General features: G+C 61.3%; 13 protein-coding genes and 2 pseudogenes. 13 read left to right on the forward strand and 2 right to left on the reverse strand.

What is annotated here, in order from left to right:
• Window positions 1–1,046: 1,046 nt before the first annotated feature.
• From B5527_RS08320 to B5527_RS08360, 9 genes and pseudogenes are all read left to right on the forward strand, one after another.
• Window positions 1,047–2,048 carry a helix-turn-helix domain-containing protein gene (locus B5527_RS08320; protein ID WP_245332539.1) on the forward strand — a complete coding sequence of 334 codons (1,002 nt, stop codon included), beginning with the start codon at window positions 1,047–1,049 and terminating at the stop codon, window positions 2,046–2,048.
• Window positions 2,049–2,272: 224 nt separating this feature from the next.
• Window positions 2,273–3,010: a glutathione binding-like protein gene (locus tag B5527_RS08325; protein WP_079600867.1), complete on the forward strand. Its 738-nt coding sequence runs from the start codon at window positions 2,273–2,275 to the stop codon at window positions 3,008–3,010.
• A gap of 107 nt (window positions 3,011–3,117) precedes the next feature.
• Window positions 3,118–3,587 (forward strand): annotated as a pseudogene (locus B5527_RS08330) (2,4'-dihydroxyacetophenone dioxygenase family protein).
• Window positions 3,584–4,408 (forward strand): alpha/beta fold hydrolase, encoded by an 825-nt coding sequence (locus tag B5527_RS08335; protein WP_079600868.1) that lies wholly within the window; start codon window positions 3,584–3,586, stop codon window positions 4,406–4,408. Before B5527_RS08330 ends, B5527_RS08335 begins: the two are co-directional and overlap by 4 nt.
• Window positions 4,409–4,416: 8 nt before the next feature.
• A complete protein-coding gene (locus B5527_RS08340) occupies window positions 4,417–5,352 on the forward strand; it encodes a D-2-hydroxyacid dehydrogenase family protein (protein ID WP_079600869.1) in 936 nt (311 codons plus the stop codon).
• A gap of 192 nt (window positions 5,353–5,544) precedes the next feature.
• On the forward strand, window positions 5,545–6,378 hold the full coding sequence (locus B5527_RS08345) for a hypothetical protein (RefSeq protein WP_079600870.1): 834 nt from the start codon (window positions 5,545–5,547) through the stop codon (window positions 6,376–6,378).
• A gap of 126 nt (window positions 6,379–6,504) precedes the next feature.
• Window positions 6,505–7,344 carry an alpha/beta fold hydrolase gene (locus B5527_RS08350; protein ID WP_276329346.1) on the forward strand — a complete coding sequence of 280 codons (840 nt, stop codon included), beginning with the start codon at window positions 6,505–6,507 and terminating at the stop codon, window positions 7,342–7,344.
• Entirely contained in the window at window positions 7,341–7,736 is a 396-nt protein-coding gene (locus B5527_RS08355) for a hypothetical protein (protein ID WP_079600872.1), read from the forward strand. Before B5527_RS08350 ends, B5527_RS08355 begins: the two co-directional genes overlap by 4 nt.
• A 385-nt stretch (window positions 7,737–8,121) precedes the next feature.
• A complete protein-coding gene (locus B5527_RS08360) occupies window positions 8,122–9,003 on the forward strand; it encodes a LysR family transcriptional regulator (protein WP_079600873.1) in 882 nt (293 codons plus the stop codon).
• 68 nt (window positions 9,004–9,071) lie between these two features.
• On the opposite strand, the gene B5527_RS08365 is transcribed toward B5527_RS08360, so the two are convergent.
• Window positions 9,072–10,256, reverse strand: a complete 1,185-nt coding sequence (locus tag B5527_RS08365; protein WP_079607155.1) for an MFS transporter — start codon at window positions 10,254–10,256, stop codon at window positions 9,072–9,074.
• 359 nt (window positions 10,257–10,615) lie between these two features.
• On the opposite strand from B5527_RS08365, the gene B5527_RS08370 reads away from it, so the two are divergent.
• From B5527_RS08370 to B5527_RS08380, 3 genes are all read left to right on the forward strand, one after another.
• The gene (locus tag B5527_RS08370; RefSeq protein ID WP_079600874.1) at window positions 10,616–10,891 is read left to right on the forward strand and encodes a hypothetical protein; all 276 of its coding nucleotides are present in this window, start codon (window positions 10,616–10,618) and stop codon (window positions 10,889–10,891) included.
• A 134-nt stretch (window positions 10,892–11,025) separates the two neighbouring features.
• Window positions 11,026–11,700 (forward strand): peroxiredoxin-like family protein, encoded by a 675-nt coding sequence (locus B5527_RS08375; protein ID WP_079600875.1) that lies wholly within the window; start codon window positions 11,026–11,028, stop codon window positions 11,698–11,700.
• Between the two features lie 128 nt (window positions 11,701–11,828).
• Window positions 11,829–12,938 carry an alkene reductase gene (locus B5527_RS08380; RefSeq protein ID WP_079600876.1) on the forward strand — a complete coding sequence of 370 codons (1,110 nt, stop codon included), beginning with the start codon at window positions 11,829–11,831 and terminating at the stop codon, window positions 12,936–12,938.
• Between the two features lie 173 nt (window positions 12,939–13,111).
• Here B5527_RS08380 and B5527_RS08385 read toward each other — a convergent pair whose 3' ends face one another.
• Complete coding sequence (locus tag B5527_RS08385; RefSeq protein WP_276329318.1) at window positions 13,112–13,813, reverse strand: HAD-IC family P-type ATPase; 702 nt, start codon at window positions 13,811–13,813, stop codon at window positions 13,112–13,114.
• Window positions 13,814–13,930: 117 nt separating this feature from the next.
• Here B5527_RS08385 and B5527_RS47555 point away from each other — a divergent pair.
• Window positions 13,931–15,095: pseudogene (locus B5527_RS47555) on the forward strand (IS110 family transposase).
• Window positions 15,096–15,224 lie beyond the last annotated feature (129 nt).

Here is a 15,224-nt window from a genome sequence, read left to right on the forward strand (position 1 = left end):
CACGACAGATGGTCAGCTTTCTATCGAACCAAGCGTCCAGAAGCCTCTGCCTCGCGTTAAAAATCGTGGCGCGCGTTTGTACGGCCTCTTCTCCGGCGGAGTTCGGAGCAAAGGTGCTCCCCCGTGGCTGTACGTGAACGCTCTCAGCCAGGCCTACGCCCCCCCCTGGTGGCGTAACCGAGGGTGGTTCGGCCATTGCGGCTAGAGGTGTGACAGTGAAGGCCAGGAGAACCGTAACTCGTGAAAGTAAATGCATGATCGCACCTTGGAAGATAGACGACCCATTCTCATCGCACTGAAGCCATTCTCTAAGTGGACGAGACCGGCTGAATGGGCTTGAGTTCGCGCGCACAACTAGTGACCTGCGGAATGTGTCCACTATGAATCGACTGGTTGCGACACTGCCGCATTGGCGTCACAGGGACGCCATTGCGAAATGACCTGCCTATGATGATGTTTATGCGCGTGGTGCAGTGCGGCTGTTGCTGATTGCATGGTCAAGACAAAACCTAGCGCCGCACAGGTGGCTTGCGGTGCTGCTGATCTCACAGACATTTCCCAACCTCATTTTAGTGGGGACGAAAGCCCGCGTATTATGGGCGGATTCGATCCTGCCTGCTATTTCAGGATTGTTGCGGTTGAAGAGATCTTGTCAGATTAACGCGCGCTGCGAACATACTCCCGCTGCTAGGTGGGATGGGCTCCGTGCCGCTGGCATCGAAAAAAGTCTCACAGGTTCCAGTCACTTCGCGGGCTGAAATTCATTTTGAGTAGCGGCTGTAGCGTTTCCTGGCGACATAGTGGCAGTGTCGCGGATTGATAAATTGCCGAGCCCAGCGATCGAGGTGGCGTAGCCAGCAACTGACAATGCAATTGCCTCTCGATGGCTATAGCCGGGGCAGGGCCAAAAATGGACGTTGGTTTGTGTGACTAAAACCAAAAGGGAACTGGGCGCAACCTAGGTCGGAATAGGGCGGTGCGGAGCCTCGGGTTATAATCTCGGATAGGTAGCATGTCGCATAAACAGCAGTCAGTAGGTGAAATCGATGATGACGAGCACGCCGAGCGTTAGCCCCGGAAGGGTAAATTCGCCAGATGGTGGTACAGATCGAGCTGAAGTTGACTTTCGAAATTTGGAGCAGATCAGACCGCCGGTCGGTATCAAATCCTGGCAGTCAGGTGACGATAGGTTTCTTCATCCCACTGTCCAAATTGCGCCGGTCGATTCCGTGAAGCGTCTCGGTACTGGTCGTCCCGGTTGGTTCGTGGAGAGCGTACATGCGCCGATTGGGAGGAGGATCGAACTTCAATTTCAAGGTCCTGTCCACCTCTTGGCAATGTACAATGAGGGAGGCCGCCGGGACGGAGAAACTTCAATTGACGGATTTGCGCCGTCCAAGATTCGGAATGTTGCGAAGAAGCTCACGTTCGTCCCGGCCGGTTGCGGCTATCGAGAGTGGCTTGAAACCGCCGCGTCCACCCGCTTGACGTTTCTGTATTTGAATCCAACCGTCCTCCGAAACGATGGAGGAGACGACTATGCGGCGAGAATACATTTCGAGGACTCCGGTGTTTGGGAAACCGCAGCCAAGTTGAAAAGCGCGATCGAGAATGGGCAAGCAAAGAGAACGCCCTACCTGTCCGCTCTCTCTAGTGTGCTCGCAATTGAGCTGTCCCGCTGTGACGATAACGCTGCTCGTGATACGGCCCTGAATCGTGGAGGCCTAGCTTGTTGGCAAAAGCGAGCTGTCGCGGGCTATATTGAAGAACATCTAGGCGAACAAATTTGTCTCAGTACGCTTGCGCAACTCGCCCGTCTAAGCCAGCACCATTTTTGTCGGGCCTTCAAACAATCCTTCGGGGTTCCGCCGCATCATTACCACGTACAAAGGCGCATTGAACAAGCCAAACTGCTCTTGGCAGATCGATCAATCTCGATCACGGACATCGGGTTTACGCTTGGCTACTCTCAAACGAGTTCGTTCAGCGTGGCCTTTCGCAAGAATACAGGCTGGACACCGAGCGAATATCGCAGGGAGTTCAAATAGAGCGACAACACGTGTCACCTCTCGCGGGAGCTGCTTAAGCCCGACTTAAGTTGGGCCAAATGTTCATTCCCGGGTGGAATAAAACCTAATCCACCAACCTCACTACCGATCGCCAAAGTCTCTTTTAGGTTCTTCGCACGAATTCGACGAACGCAGGGCCGCCTTTTTGGCCCGGGGGCGGCGTTTGCAGCTTCGCATTTGGTGAACAAGCCAAGGAGACCAAAATGATCGAACTCTACTACTGGCCCACGCCGAACGGCCACAAGATCACAATGTTCCTGGAGGAAGCCGGGCTGGACTACACGATCCATCCCGTCGACATCAGCGCCGGCGATCAGTTCAAGCCCGACTTCCTCGCCATCTCGCCGAACAACCGCATGCCGGCGATCACTGATACCGCGCCGGCCGACGGCGGCCAGCCGATCAGCGTGTTCGAGTCAGGCGCCATCCTGTTGTACTTCGCCGAGAAGACCGCTCGCTTCCTGCCGAAGGATATACGCGACCGCAAGACCGCGACGGAATGGCTGTTCTGGCAGGTGGGCGGCCTGGGGCCGATGGCCGGACAGAACCATCATTTCGGGCTCTACGCGCCGAAAAGGATTCCTTACGCGATCGACCGCTACGTGAACGAGACGAACCGTCTGTACGGTGTCCTCAACCGCCATCTCGAAAACCGCACGTTCATCGCGGGCGACGACTACAGCATCGCCGACATGGCTTCCTATCCGTGGATCGTTCCCTGGAAGCGCCAGCAGCAGAATTTGGACGACTTCCCGAACCTGCGGCGCTGGTTCGACACGGTGCGCGCGCGCCCCGGGACGCAGCGGGCCTACGCGAAAGGCGAACCGTACTCGAGCCGCCCCGCAGTCACCGAGGAAGGCAAGAAGATCCTGTTCGGCCAGACCGCCAGTAGAGCGCCGGCAGAGGAGAGGCGCGAGATATCCCGACGTTCCACTGTATGATGGAGGAGAAAATGACGACCACATCTTCATCGGAGCTACAGCAGGCGCCCGACCGGCGTTCCGCCGATCAGAGCAAGATCGCCTACCAGAGACCTCAGCCCGCAGGCATGGTGCCCGATGTATTCGTCGGCTCCGCGCTGGAGCTTGACGGCGACGAACGCGAGTGGGTCCCGCAGTCGGACACGGTCGCGTTCAGGCCGCTCGTCCTGAACGTAAGCCAGGGCTACTACATCAACATCCTGCGGGTTCGGTCCTATGGCGTGCTGTCGCGGCACCGTCATTCTGGACCGGTGCACGCCTTCACGCTGCGCTGAAGGTGGCGCTACCTCGAGCACGACTGGGTCGCTACGCCTGGCGACTACGCATTCGAGCCGCCCGGCGAGACGCACACGCTGGTCGTTCCGGATGACGTCAAGGAAATGGCCACGCTGTTTCACGTGACCGGCGGGTACACCTACGTCGATCCTTACGGCGAGGCGCTCGGATACGAAGACGTTTCACCAAGCTGGAGCACGCGATCAGGCACTACGAAGCCGTCGGGCTCGGCAAGGAACATGTGAAGAGGATTGTCCGATGACGAGACGCGAGACCGTCGATGTAGATGGCATTCCGATCAGCTATCTGACCGCCGGCAAGGGTGGTCCCTTGGTGCTCCTGCTTCACGGCACTTATTGGAGCCGCGTCTGGCAGCCCGTACTCGACGGCATCGTCGCCGCAGGGCTTCGCCCGGTGGCGGTCGATTTCCCCGGCTTCGGCCGCTCCGGAGGTGAGCTCACCGTGAGTGAGGCTTCGGTTCCCCGTCTCTCCACCTGGCTGGTGCGTTTCCTCGATTCGCTCGGGCATAAGGGGCCGGTCATGGTCGCTGGCCACGACATCGGCGGAGGCGTGGCGCAGCATCTCATGCTCGCAGGTACTGTGGAGGTGCCGCGCGTGGCCGTGGTGAACGGCATCATGTACGACTCATGGCCGGTGCCCGGCGTTGCCCGCTTCCGGGATCCGGTAGTGGCGGCCGCGACGACGCGGGACGACATTCTCGCCGCGCGTCGCGTGTCCGTCGTGAAAGCCCTCGGCCGCCCCGCAAGCGAAGCCGAGATCATCGAATATCTCGATCCCTGGACAGACCCGAGGGTTGCCCGCTCCTGGCTGGCGCTCGCAGGCGCCGCCGACCACCGCTACACCATGGAGATGCTGCCCGCTTTGCTGCAGTCGAAGACGCCCAAGCTTCTGGTGTGGGGCGTGGAGGACGATTTCCAGACGGTCGATTATGCCGAACGCTACGCACGGGAGATCCCGGAAACGCGGCTCGTTCGGATCAAGTCGGCCGGTCACATCCCGATGGAAAAGGACCCCGAAGCCGTAGCGGGAGCCTTGGCCGAGTTCTTTGCGGCCAAACAATGAGGGAGCCCATGAAAGTTGCGATCCTCGACGATTACCAGAACGTCGCGCTGCGGCTTGCCGACTGGTCGGCCGTCCGGCGGCACGCCGAGATCACCGTGTTCAACGACCACGTTGCCGATCCCTCGGCAGTGGTCGAGCGCTTGCGGCCGTTCGACGTGGTAAGCGTCATGCGTGAACGCATGCCGCTCACACGGGAGATCCTGCAGCAGTTACCGAACCTCAAGCTGATCGCCTCGACCGGACCGCGGAATGCCTCCATCAACAGCCAGACCGCGGCCGATCTCGGCATCGCGGTCACCGCGACGGGCTACGATTCCACTCCGACCATCGAGTTCACCTGGTCGCTGATTCTGGCGAGCATGCGGGGCATCGACCGCGAGGCCGCCTCGCTGAGGGCCGGCGGATGGCAGACGGGCCTCGGCTCAAACCTGCGAGGCAAAAGCCTCGGAGTCGTCGGGTTGGGCAATATCGGAAGAGAGGTCGCTCGCATCGGTCTCGCCTTCGGCATGAAGGTGATCGCCTGGAGCCAGAATCTGACTGCGGAGAGCGCCAACGCCGCAGGCACGACCCGCGTCGACAAGGACGCGCTGTTCAGAGAGGCTGACATTGTGACCATCCATCTTGTCTTGAGCCGGCGAACCACCGGACTGATTGGAACTGCCGAGCTCGCCCTGATGAAACCGACGGCGCGGCTGATCAATTCGTCCCGCGGTCCGATTGTTGATCAAGCGGCGTTGATCAACGCGCTGCAGGCCCGCACGATCGCGGGTGCGGCCGTCGACGTGTTCGATACAGAGCCCTTGCCCGCCGATCACCCGTTCCGAACGCTGGACAATTTGCTGGCGACGCCGCACATCGGCTACGTGACGGAAGAGCTTTATCGCACATTCTACGGCGACGCTGCCGCCAGCATGGCCGCGTGGCTCGAGGCCAACGCCGCGTGAACTGGCCGGCAATCTGACGTGAATATTGGTCGCCGGGCCGATGCGATCGAAAGCCGGGATACGAGCTTTTTTCCATTCCGATCTGGAATAAGTCTTATCTCGGCACGAAAACTAGCTGGATTGCAGGAACGAGACGATGTTGCGGGTGGATAATCATTGGGTGGCGCTGAGGCGCCGCGGATTAGAAGGTCCATGACTCTTCTCGTCACAAGTGCGGCCGGCGCGAACGGCGCAGGCTTCGGCAAGCTTCTCGCGTTTACTGACGACGGCAGGCTAATCGGGGTGTTCGGCGACGATCCACGCATTGCCGATCCGCGCGGGCTTGGGATCGACCCTGTCGACAAGGTGCTCTTTGTCAACAGCGGATCCAATCGGATTCTCGCACTTGACCGCAACGGACAGGTCGTGCGCGCGACAGGAATCGTGGAAGGATTGAATCCGGGCGGCGGCAATTTGGGGCCGGATGGCCGTTACTATGTCGGCCTCCGCGGCGAGCGCACGATCATGGCCTTTGCCAGGAAACTCGACAGCGTAGGCGAATATGTCCTGCCGCCCCACGTCGTTCCGTTCCCGCGTGGCTTTGCGTTCGGGCATGACGGCAGACTCTTTCTCGCCTCCGGCATTGGACCGGGCGGAGAAGGCAACAACATCATTCTGGCGTTCGATACCGATCGCCGGATGCTGCCATCATGGAAGGTGAGAGATCTGGAGCTCAGCCCACTTGACCTTGCGGTCGCGCCAGGCGGCAATATCGTCGTTAGCAGCGAGCATCCGTTCGGCGCAGCAGATGCGGTGACGACGATCCGCGAATATGACCAAGCTGACGGGCGTCTCGTACGGGTGCTCGTCCCAAATCATGGTGTGCGGTTTCAAAAGCCGCGGGGTTTACGCTTTGGACCGCACGCCCGGCTCTATTGCGTCGCTCAAGACGAGGTCGTCGCTTTCGATTTCGAGACTGGAGATTGCCTCGGGGCAGTTGCGAGGCTGCCCGGCCTGAACGGCCAGGCCGTGATCTTCTTTCCATGAAGTGAACCGTTCGCAAGGAGAAGCGCGATGAAGGTCGATCCAACAAGGTCGCCTGTGCAGTCCGGGCACTTTGTCCACGAGGAATGGCCGTACCAACCAAGATTCAACCGCGTCAACGGCTGGCGCATGCACTACATCGACGAGGGAGCCGGCGACCCCGTCGTTCTCTTGCACGGCAATCCCGCTTGGGGATTCCTGTACAGGAAGTTCGTGAAGCCGCTGACGGCCGCGGGCAGGCGGGTGATCGTCCCTGACATGATTGGGTTTGGCCTGTCCGAAAAGCCGGTCCGCGAACAGGCGCACAGTCTTGACGGCCACATCGCGAATCTGACGGGCCTGCTGCGGCAGCTAGACATCCGCAACGCGACCATGGTCTGTCATGATTGGGGCGGCCCGACCGGTCTCGGTTTTGCCCTCTCGAATCCTGAACGCGTCCGTGCGCTCGTGATCATGAGCACTTGGGCCTGGCCGCTTCCCCCGGCCGAATTCCACAAGCGGATATTTCCCTGGCGCATGATGCACGCTCCCCTTGTCGGCCCTTATCTCCTTGGCCGGCACAATGCGTTGGCCGGCCGTGGGATGTACCTGTCGGTGGTCGACAGGAAGAAATTCCGAGATGAAGCGCAGAGGGTTTACGAGGGCATCCTGCCTGATCCGGCGACCCGTCTCCTGACCTGGACCTGGCCGCGATGGATCCCGCTCGATGACACCGCACGCGGCTTCCAGCGATTTGAATGGCTCGAGCGCGAGCTCAAAAAATCGAAATTCCCGACACTGCTGGTCTGGGGAAGGGAGGATGAGGTCTTCGATCACAAGACGTTCGCCTCGCGCTTCAAGGAGCTGCTGCCGCACGCGGTGGGTCCTGAGCTCGTCACAGGCCGCCATTTCCTTCAGGAAGATTCGGGACCCGAGATCGCGGAGAAGATCAACAACTTCCTCGACCGCATTGATGAGAGGCAGCCATGACAGGGATCGAAGTCATCGAAAAGCCCGGCCTCGACGGGAAAAGAAGAGCGCTCGTGCTTGCTGAAGATCGCCTCGGCCATTACCCTGAATTTCGCCAGTTCTTCATGCGGCGCTTCTCGCTCGAGACTGATGGCTTGTCGAAGCCCGGCTATGTCCGCGCGCCTTCCGGGATGATCTACGCGCTTGTTTTCGTCGGCCGGAGCGGAGAACCTTTTCCCGATGGGATCGAAATCTACGCGCTCGCCGATGCACTGGAGCCCTTGAGTGAGGAAGACGTGGACACCGATCTCTGGGCACTCCTGAGGTGGATGGTTGATGGTATTGGCGGCGAATGGAGGGTCGAGGATCTCGATGCAACCGGTCGCTTGTATCAGCTCCCGTTCCTGTCCTGATTGGGCTGACCGATTCGAACCTGTTCGCTTATCCCTTCCCGTGGAAGAACAGCGCACGAAGGCCTCGAGATGCGGCGCGGCAAGCACCGACAGGGTTGCGAAAGCGCTGCCTGTCACACCGTAGGCATAGACCGCACCGGCAACGGTGAGCTTGAGGGTGCGAACCGCGCCGGCCACGGCGGCCTCGGTGCGCCCCGTGATGCGCAAAGCGGATGACGCGGCCTGAGAGCGGTCGGCGTGGTATTGTCCGTAAGTGGTCATCGGTCGTCTCCGTGCTGCCCGGCATTCGCTCGGGTCGCGAGAAGAGATGGCCAATTTTTCGCTGCCACGGCAGATGGGGCCGGGCAATATCGCTCATTCCCGGAAAGAATAGGGGAGAACAACGATGGATCGCCTGGCTTCGATGGAAACCTTCATCCGGGTGGTCGAGACGGGATCCTTCTCCGGCGCCGCGCGGCAGCTCCGCGTCGGCCAGCCGGCGGTCTCGAAGACGGTTGCGCAGCTGGAAAGCTATCTGGGCGTCAAACTGCTCACGCGTTCGACGCGGGGACTAACCCCGACCGAGGCGGGCCTCGGCTATTTCGAACGCGCCAGGCGCGCGATCGAGGAAGCCGATGAAGCGGAGCTTGCGGCGCGTGGCGCCGGCACCGGACTTAAGGGCCGGTTGCGCATCTGCGCCGCCGTCACCTTCGCCCGCATCCACCTCATTCCGCTGCTGCCGCAATTTCTTGCCCAACACCCGGACCTCGATCTGGAGGTCGTGCTCGACGACCGTCAGATCGATCTCGTGCAGGAGGGCATCGACGTGGCGCTACGGATGGGAAAGCTGCTCGATTCGGCGCTGACGGCCCGGCGCATCGGACGATGCAAGCGACTGGTCCTGGGTACGCCAGGCTATTTCGATCGCGCCGGCACGCCGGCAAGCCCGGCCGACCTCAGCAAGCACCAGGCCGTGGTCTATCTGCAGGGAGAAGGCAGCGTCTGGTCGTTTCAGCGCGACAGCTCTGAAGCGGCCGTCAAGGTCCAAAGCAGGTTGAAGGTGACTGCGGCCGAAGGCGTCAGGGCCGCGGTACTCGCCCATGCCGGGCTGACCATTGCATCGGAATGGATGTTCACCCCCGAGCTGCGCTCGGGCGTCGTCCGCGCCGTGCTTTCCGAATGGAGCCTTCCGCCGCTCGACCTGTGGGCGGTGTTTCCGACGGGGCGCACCGCGACCGCGAAAGCACGTGCCTTTGTCGATTTTTTCGAACACAGCTTTAACCCGTGACGTTGGCACGCCAAGCGCCAGATACGGCATCCAATCTCGGCTCATCGGCATGCCTCGTCGCCGACGTATCAGGCATTCGCATTACGAATCAGGCGCGACCGCATCCAGGTTATCGCAAAGAAAGCAAGAGCCAGCATCGGAAGCGCAAATCCTATCCACGAAGCGAGACGCCAGCCGCCAAGCGCGAAAGCCAGGCCACCCAGCGTCGACCCGATCGCGCCGCCGGCGAAGAACGCCGACATGTAAAGTCCATTGAGCCGGCTACGATATTCGGCCCCCAGCACAAAGATCGCGCGCTGGCCGAGCGTCAGGTTGGCCGTCATCCCGAAATCCAGCAGGATCGCTGCCGCGGCCAGAAGCGGGATTCCGAGGGAGGATCCTGTGGCGGCAAAGCGGGTGATAAGGATAGCGACCGCAACACAGAGAATGGCGAACGCCGTGCCCGACTCGGTCCATCCTTTGTCCGCGGCACGCCCCGCGAGCGGGGCCGCGATCGCACCGGCGCCGCCGACCAGCGCGAAGAGCGCCACTCCACCCTGTGACATGTGGAAGGATTGCGTGAGCAGGAGCGGCACGGTCGTCCAGAACAGGCTGAACGCCCCGAACAGACAGGCCTGGTAGAGTGCCCGCCGCTGAAGCACGGGTGTTGTGAGCGCCAGGCGACCCATTGATCTCAGCAGCGCGAGATAGGAGATCGTCGCCGCCGGCTCCCGCTTCGGCAGCGCCAGGGCCAACGCGAGCGCCAGGGCAAACATGCTTGCGCCTGAAACGTAAAACACCGCGTGCCACGACATGGCCTGCGTCGCGAAGCTCGACGCCGGCCGCGCGAGCATGATGCCGATCATCAGGCCGCTCATCACATTGCCGACCACCCGCCCGCGAACACGCTCCGGAGCCATGTGCGCCGCAAATGGGATGAGAACCTGTACGGCGACCGATCCCAGCCCGACCAGAAGTGCCGAGGCAAGATACGCCGTCGGCGCAGCCGATATGGCGGTAGTCAGTAGCGCAAGCGCGGTGACGGCGGTCAGCGTCAGAACGAGCCGACGATTCTCCATCAGATCGCCGAGCGGAACGATCAAGAACAAACCAATGCCAAATCCCGCCTGCGTGAAAGCAACAATCAGGCCCGTCGCCGAAGAAGAGAATCCGAGTGAGGCTGCGATCAATTCGGCGATCGGCTGTGAGTAATAAACGTTTGCTGCGAGCAGCCCGGCTGCGATCGCAAACAGCATCGTCATCCAGGATGGCATCTCCTCCGGATCGGAATTCACGACAAGCGCAGGCTTTGTCGATGCGATGGCACTGTTCGTCACGTCATACCCCCTTTTGATCGTTTGGAGCTTCCGAGCGGCGGCTCCGCTTCAAAGTGGGGGGTGAAGCCAAGGCGATTTAGCTATCGCGCGCGAATAAGACTTATCGCTGCCAGGAATGCCGCCCATCTGTCCCATGCGAGCCGAGGGCTCTGCGCACAAGCTCGATCATCGGCGGTTGTTGAGACGAACGAGCATCTCTTCGATACCCACCGGCATTCAGCGTCTCTGCGCGATCAGTAAGGTGACGGGCGAGCGGAGTTGCTCATCCCGAGCCTCCCCAAGAAAGGAGTGTCGCCATGTCCTCGATCTCGATCCTGAAGCGTTCAACTCGATTTGTCGCGGCCGTTGTGGCAAGTGGGGTCTTGTTCGGCTTGCTTTCACCAGCAACGGCGTCCGATCAAAACAGTCCGGCCGTTTTGACCTCGCATTCGCCCTGGCTCGCACCGACCGGTCATCGGCAACCTGCAAGAGCCGACGTCCCCCAGAACGAGGTTCTGTCGGCGTGGGAGCGAGAGCAGGAGGTTCTGGATGCACAACTCGATCGCGTGCTGCTCATCTGCCGCGGCTGTTGATCCCGAGCGCCATTATTCCCGAGCGGAATAGGGTCTAGTCCAACGGCCGCGCTACTCGCCACCGCTGTCTCCTTTAGGTTCTTCGCAGGCCTTCGATCCACGAAGCCCACGCGAAAACCTAAGGAGAACCGCCTATGTCGCTTCAAGCCAACCTCGACGCTTTCAAGGTCGATTTCGAAGCCGGGAAGCCCCCCTATAGCGTTCCCCATTCCGTCATCGAGACGATGCACCGCGCCACCGCCGAGCTGATCGCCTCTGGTGCTGCCTCGCGAGCGAAAAAGGCGGGTGATATCGCCCCGTCCTTCTCGCTGAAAGATCCTGAGGGCATCGTCGTGAGTTCCAACGACCTTCTGAAAAAAGGTCCAATGGTCGTCAGCTTCTATCGCGGCGTGTGGTGCCCCTACTGTAACCTGGAGCTGCAGGCGCTCGAAGCCGCGAAACCTCAATTCGACAAATACGGTGCATCGCTGGTTGCTATCTCGCCGCAGACCGCGCCGAACGGCCGCAAGTCGATGCGCCAGAACAAGCTCTCCTTTCCGATCCTGTCGGATGTGAAGGGCAAGGTTGGCGCCGCCTTCGGCCTGCGCTTCGAGCTGCCCAACTATCTGGTCGAGCTCTACAAGGGCCTTAAGAACGATCTGCCCACGTTCAACGACGATCCGAGCTGGACGCTTCCGATGCCGGCCCGCTACGTGATCGGCCAGGACGGAACGATCTTCTACTCCGAGGTGAATCCCGACTACACGCATCGGCCCGAGCCGGAAGACATGATTCCGGTGCTGCAGCGGGCTGCTGCCGTGAAGGTCTGACAGCAGCCATCAAGAACCAATAGGAAGCGCGACTTTGATCCCGTCGCGCTTCTCCCAGAGGCGGCTGATGGGGCGCACCAGGCTAAGCGACCATCAGCCGCCGTCACTCAAACCGACAGGAGATAACTATGAGCAGGCTGTTCTCCCCGGCCAGGATTGGCCCGTATCAACTTTCCCATCGAGTCGTGATGGCGCCGCTGACGCGCATGCGCTCCGATCCAGGCGATATTCCGAACAATCTGATGGTTGAGTATTACTCCCAGCGCGCATCGAAGGGCGGCCTCATAATTTCGGAGGCGACGCCCGTCTCGATCCGCGGTTATGGCTATGCCGGCGCGCCCGGCATTTATTCGGACAGTCAGATCGCCGGATGGCGCCGTGTCACCGATGCGGTTCATGGGAAGGGTGGCCGGATATTCCTGCAGCTGTGGCATGTCGGCCGTCAGTCGCATACCGATCTGCAGCCGAACGGCGAGCAACCGGTCGCGCCGTCCGCGATCGTGGCAGAAGGCTACGCTTATACCAGGCAAGGTGAGGTCCCGTTCTCGATGCCGCGTGCGCTCGCACTGGAAGAGATTCCTGCGATCATCGAGGAGTTTCGTGCCGGCGCCGAGCGGGCCCTGCTCGCCGGTTTTGATGGCGTCGAGATCCACGGCGCGAACGGCTACCTGCCCGATCAGTTCCTCCAGGACGGCACCAACAAGCGCACGGACGCATATGGCGGCTCCATCGAAAACCGCGCGCGCTTCCTGCTTGAGGTGACGCAGGCTGCTATCTCCGTCTGGGGCACCGATCGTGTGGGTGTCCGCATCGCGCCGAGCGGCGCCTACGGATCGATGTCGGACAGCGATCCGCCCGCGACCTTTGGCTATGTCGTGACCGAGCTCGATCGCCTCGGTATCGCCTACCTTCACGTAGTCGAGCCGCGCATCAAGGGCATCGAGGAGATTGCCAAAGGCCGGGCGCCGATTGCGGCCCAGCATCTGCGGCGAAAATTCAGCCGCATCCTGATCGCGGCGGGCGGTTTCACCGGTAAGAGTGCCGCGGCCATCGTCGCGTCGGGCGACGCCGACCTCGTCGCCTTCGGCCGCCACTTCATCTCCAATCCTGACCTGCCCGAACGGTTGCGACGCAACCTGCCTTTGACCCGCTACGACCGTTCGACGTTCTATGGCGGCGACGGGCGAGGCTACATCGATTATCCGGCGCACGCCGACATGGCGCCGGCGGCGGTTTAATTCTCGACGAGAGCTGTGGGGCGCCACATGTTGGCGCGCCACGTGGATGCCGTTATGCCTAGAAAGAGGATCAGGGCGGCGAGCACTTAGAGTGTGTGGAAATCGCAAGGCGAAACGAACGATGCCCATAAGCTCTCCTCTCCGGTGCTGGTATGAGCCCAGCCCGGCCGGCCCTATTTTGTCTCCCGTCCGACTTCCCGGCGTAGTTCAAGGAAGCTTGCATTGATGGCCACGATGATCGTGCTCAGCGACATCAGAGCTGCGCCGATGGCCGGGCTGAGGAGGATACCGCAGGGATAGGCGACACCGGCGGCCAGCGGAATGGCGATGACGTTATAGCCCGTCGCCCAAAGAAGATTCTGGACTATCTTCCTGTACGTTGCCCGCGAAAGCTCCAGGATTGCAAGTACGTCTCGGGGGTCGCTGCGCACCAGGACTACATCCGCCGACTCGATCGCTACGTCCGTCCCCGCGCCAATCGCGATGCCAAGGTCGGACTCGACCAGCGCCGGCGCGTCATTGACGCCATCACCGACCATGGCGACAGCGAGACCGTTCGCTTTAGTCTCCCGTATCCTTTGCACTTTCTGAAGCGGTAAAGTTTCGGCAAAATACTCGTCGAGTCCAAGTCGCGCGGCGACGGACCTGGCGACCTCTTTCGTGTCGCCAGTGACCATCATGCATCGTACACCCGCCTCCTTTAAACGTGAGACCGCATGGAAGGACTCTTGTCGGATTACATCGGCTAGAGCGATGGCACCCACAAGCCGGTCGTCGATGAGTACGTAAACCACCGTATTTCCGTCATGGGCGAGTTGCTCAATCCGCTCGCTTCGGACGGCAAGCCCATGCTCTCGAATACAGCCGGGGCTCACAACCTTGACGCTGCACCCCGCAGAGCCTTGGATTTAGCGCCATTAGAGAAGCTATGGGGCGGGCGGCGGAGGGTCGTGGCAACTTCATCGTCCATACGAACCGATGGAGGTTGCCCCGTGGCCCAAGTCAATGATCTCAGCCGAAGCCTGACCGCGTTTGATCCGATCTCGACCTTGGTGATGGTCGTCGAGATGAGCAAGGCGAACTGGCTGGTGAACGGCGTTCTTCCCGGCGTCGAGCGCCAGCGGTTGAAGAAACTGGAGCCGGATGCAACGGCACTGTTACGATTGATCGAGCGGTGGCGGAACGAGGCGGTGCATGCCGGCCGGCCGATCAGCCGGATCGCGCTGGCCTATGAGGCTGGCCGCGACGGCTTCTGGCTGGCGCGCTGGCTCATTACTCGCGGGATCGAGGCGCATGTCATCCATTCGGCAAGCGTTGCGGTGTCACGCGAGCGCAAGCGGGCGAAGACGGATCGTCTAGATGCGGCGATGTTGATGCGCGTGTTCCTGGGCTGGTTGCGCGGTGAGCGGGGGCACTGCGGGATGGTGGTGATCCCGACGATGGAGGAGGAGGCTGCGAGGCGCCCGAGCCGCGAACGCGAGAGCCTTGTCAACGAGCGCTCACGCATCACCAACCGCATGAAGAGTGCGCTCTCCCGTCTCGGGATCCGGGGATTCAAACCACATCTGCGCAAGGCGCCAGAGCGTCTGGCAGGTCTGCGGACAGCGGAGGGCACGGGCCTGCCGGCGAACGTCATCGAGGAGTTCCGGCGCGACATGGCTCGGCTGGCGCTGGTCCGCGAGCAGGATTAGCTCGATCGAGAAGACACGTGCCGAGCGGCTCGAGCGGGCACCCGATACAGGGCCGCATGCGATGGTGCGGCTGCTCGCCAGGGTGATCGGTATCGGCATCGAGACGGCGGACATGCTGGTGCGGGAGATCCTGTCGCGGAAGCTTCGAGATCGAAGAGCGGTGACGCGCTACGCCGGGCTCACGGGATCGCCTGACGAGAGCGGTTTGAAACGCCGAGAGAAGGGCCTGGCCAAGGCCGGCAATGCGCGGGTACGACGTGGGCTGATCCAGTTGGCGTGGCGCTTCCTGATGTTCCAGAAAGACAGTGAGCTGGCGCAGTGGTATCGCACGCGGACCGAGGGGCCGAGCGGCGCGCGCAAGACGACGATGATCGTGGCACTGGCGCGCAAGCTGCTGATAGCGCTGTGGCGCCTGGTCACGACCGGCGAGGTGCCAGACGGTGTCGAGCTGCGGCCGGCGGCGTGAGCAACACTCTAGAACGAGAAAGGACAAACAGGGTTCGGCACCTGACCGCACTTGATGCGCCGGGTAGCCGATGACGATCCGAGGTGGCGGCAATCCGCATTCGGCTATGGCTGCAATGCCGCTGAGAGA

Origin of the sequence: Bradyrhizobium erythrophlei (assembly GCF_900129425.1) — a bacterium.
Lineage (GTDB): Bacteria > Pseudomonadota > Alphaproteobacteria > Rhizobiales > Xanthobacteraceae > Bradyrhizobium > Bradyrhizobium erythrophlei_C.

What these genes read in the sequence shown, in the direction of transcription:
- B5527_RS08345 (WP_079600870.1), top strand. Translation starts at nt 5,545, where the DNA reads ATGACTCTTCTCGTCACAAGTGCGGCCGGCGCGAACGGCGCAGGCTTC.
- B5527_RS08335 (WP_079600868.1), top strand. Translation starts at nt 3,584, where the DNA reads ATGACGAGACGCGAGACCGTCGATGTAGATGGCATTCCGATCAGCTAT.
- B5527_RS08320 (WP_245332539.1), top strand. Translation starts at nt 1,047, where the DNA reads ATGATGACGAGCACGCCGAGCGTTAGCCCCGGAAGGGTAAATTCGCCA.
- B5527_RS08370 (WP_079600874.1), top strand. Translation starts at nt 10,616, where the DNA reads ATGTCCTCGATCTCGATCCTGAAGCGTTCAACTCGATTTGTCGCGGCC.
- B5527_RS08360 (WP_079600873.1), top strand. Translation starts at nt 8,122, where the DNA reads ATGGATCGCCTGGCTTCGATGGAAACCTTCATCCGGGTGGTCGAGACG.
- B5527_RS08340 (WP_079600869.1), top strand. Translation starts at nt 4,417, where the DNA reads ATGAAAGTTGCGATCCTCGACGATTACCAGAACGTCGCGCTGCGGCTT.
- B5527_RS08365 (WP_079607155.1), bottom strand. Translation starts at nt 10,256, where the DNA reads ATGCCATCCTGGATGACGATGCTGTTTGCGATCGCAGCCGGGCTGCTC.
- B5527_RS08375 (WP_079600875.1), top strand. Translation starts at nt 11,026, where the DNA reads ATGTCGCTTCAAGCCAACCTCGACGCTTTCAAGGTCGATTTCGAAGCC.
- B5527_RS08325 (WP_079600867.1), top strand. Translation starts at nt 2,273, where the DNA reads ATGATCGAACTCTACTACTGGCCCACGCCGAACGGCCACAAGATCACA.
- B5527_RS08380 (WP_079600876.1), top strand. Translation starts at nt 11,829, where the DNA reads ATGAGCAGGCTGTTCTCCCCGGCCAGGATTGGCCCGTATCAACTTTCC.
- B5527_RS08355 (WP_079600872.1), top strand. Translation starts at nt 7,341, where the DNA reads ATGACAGGGATCGAAGTCATCGAAAAGCCCGGCCTCGACGGGAAAAGA.
- B5527_RS08350 (WP_276329346.1), top strand. Translation starts at nt 6,505, where the DNA reads ATGCACTACATCGACGAGGGAGCCGGCGACCCCGTCGTTCTCTTGCAC.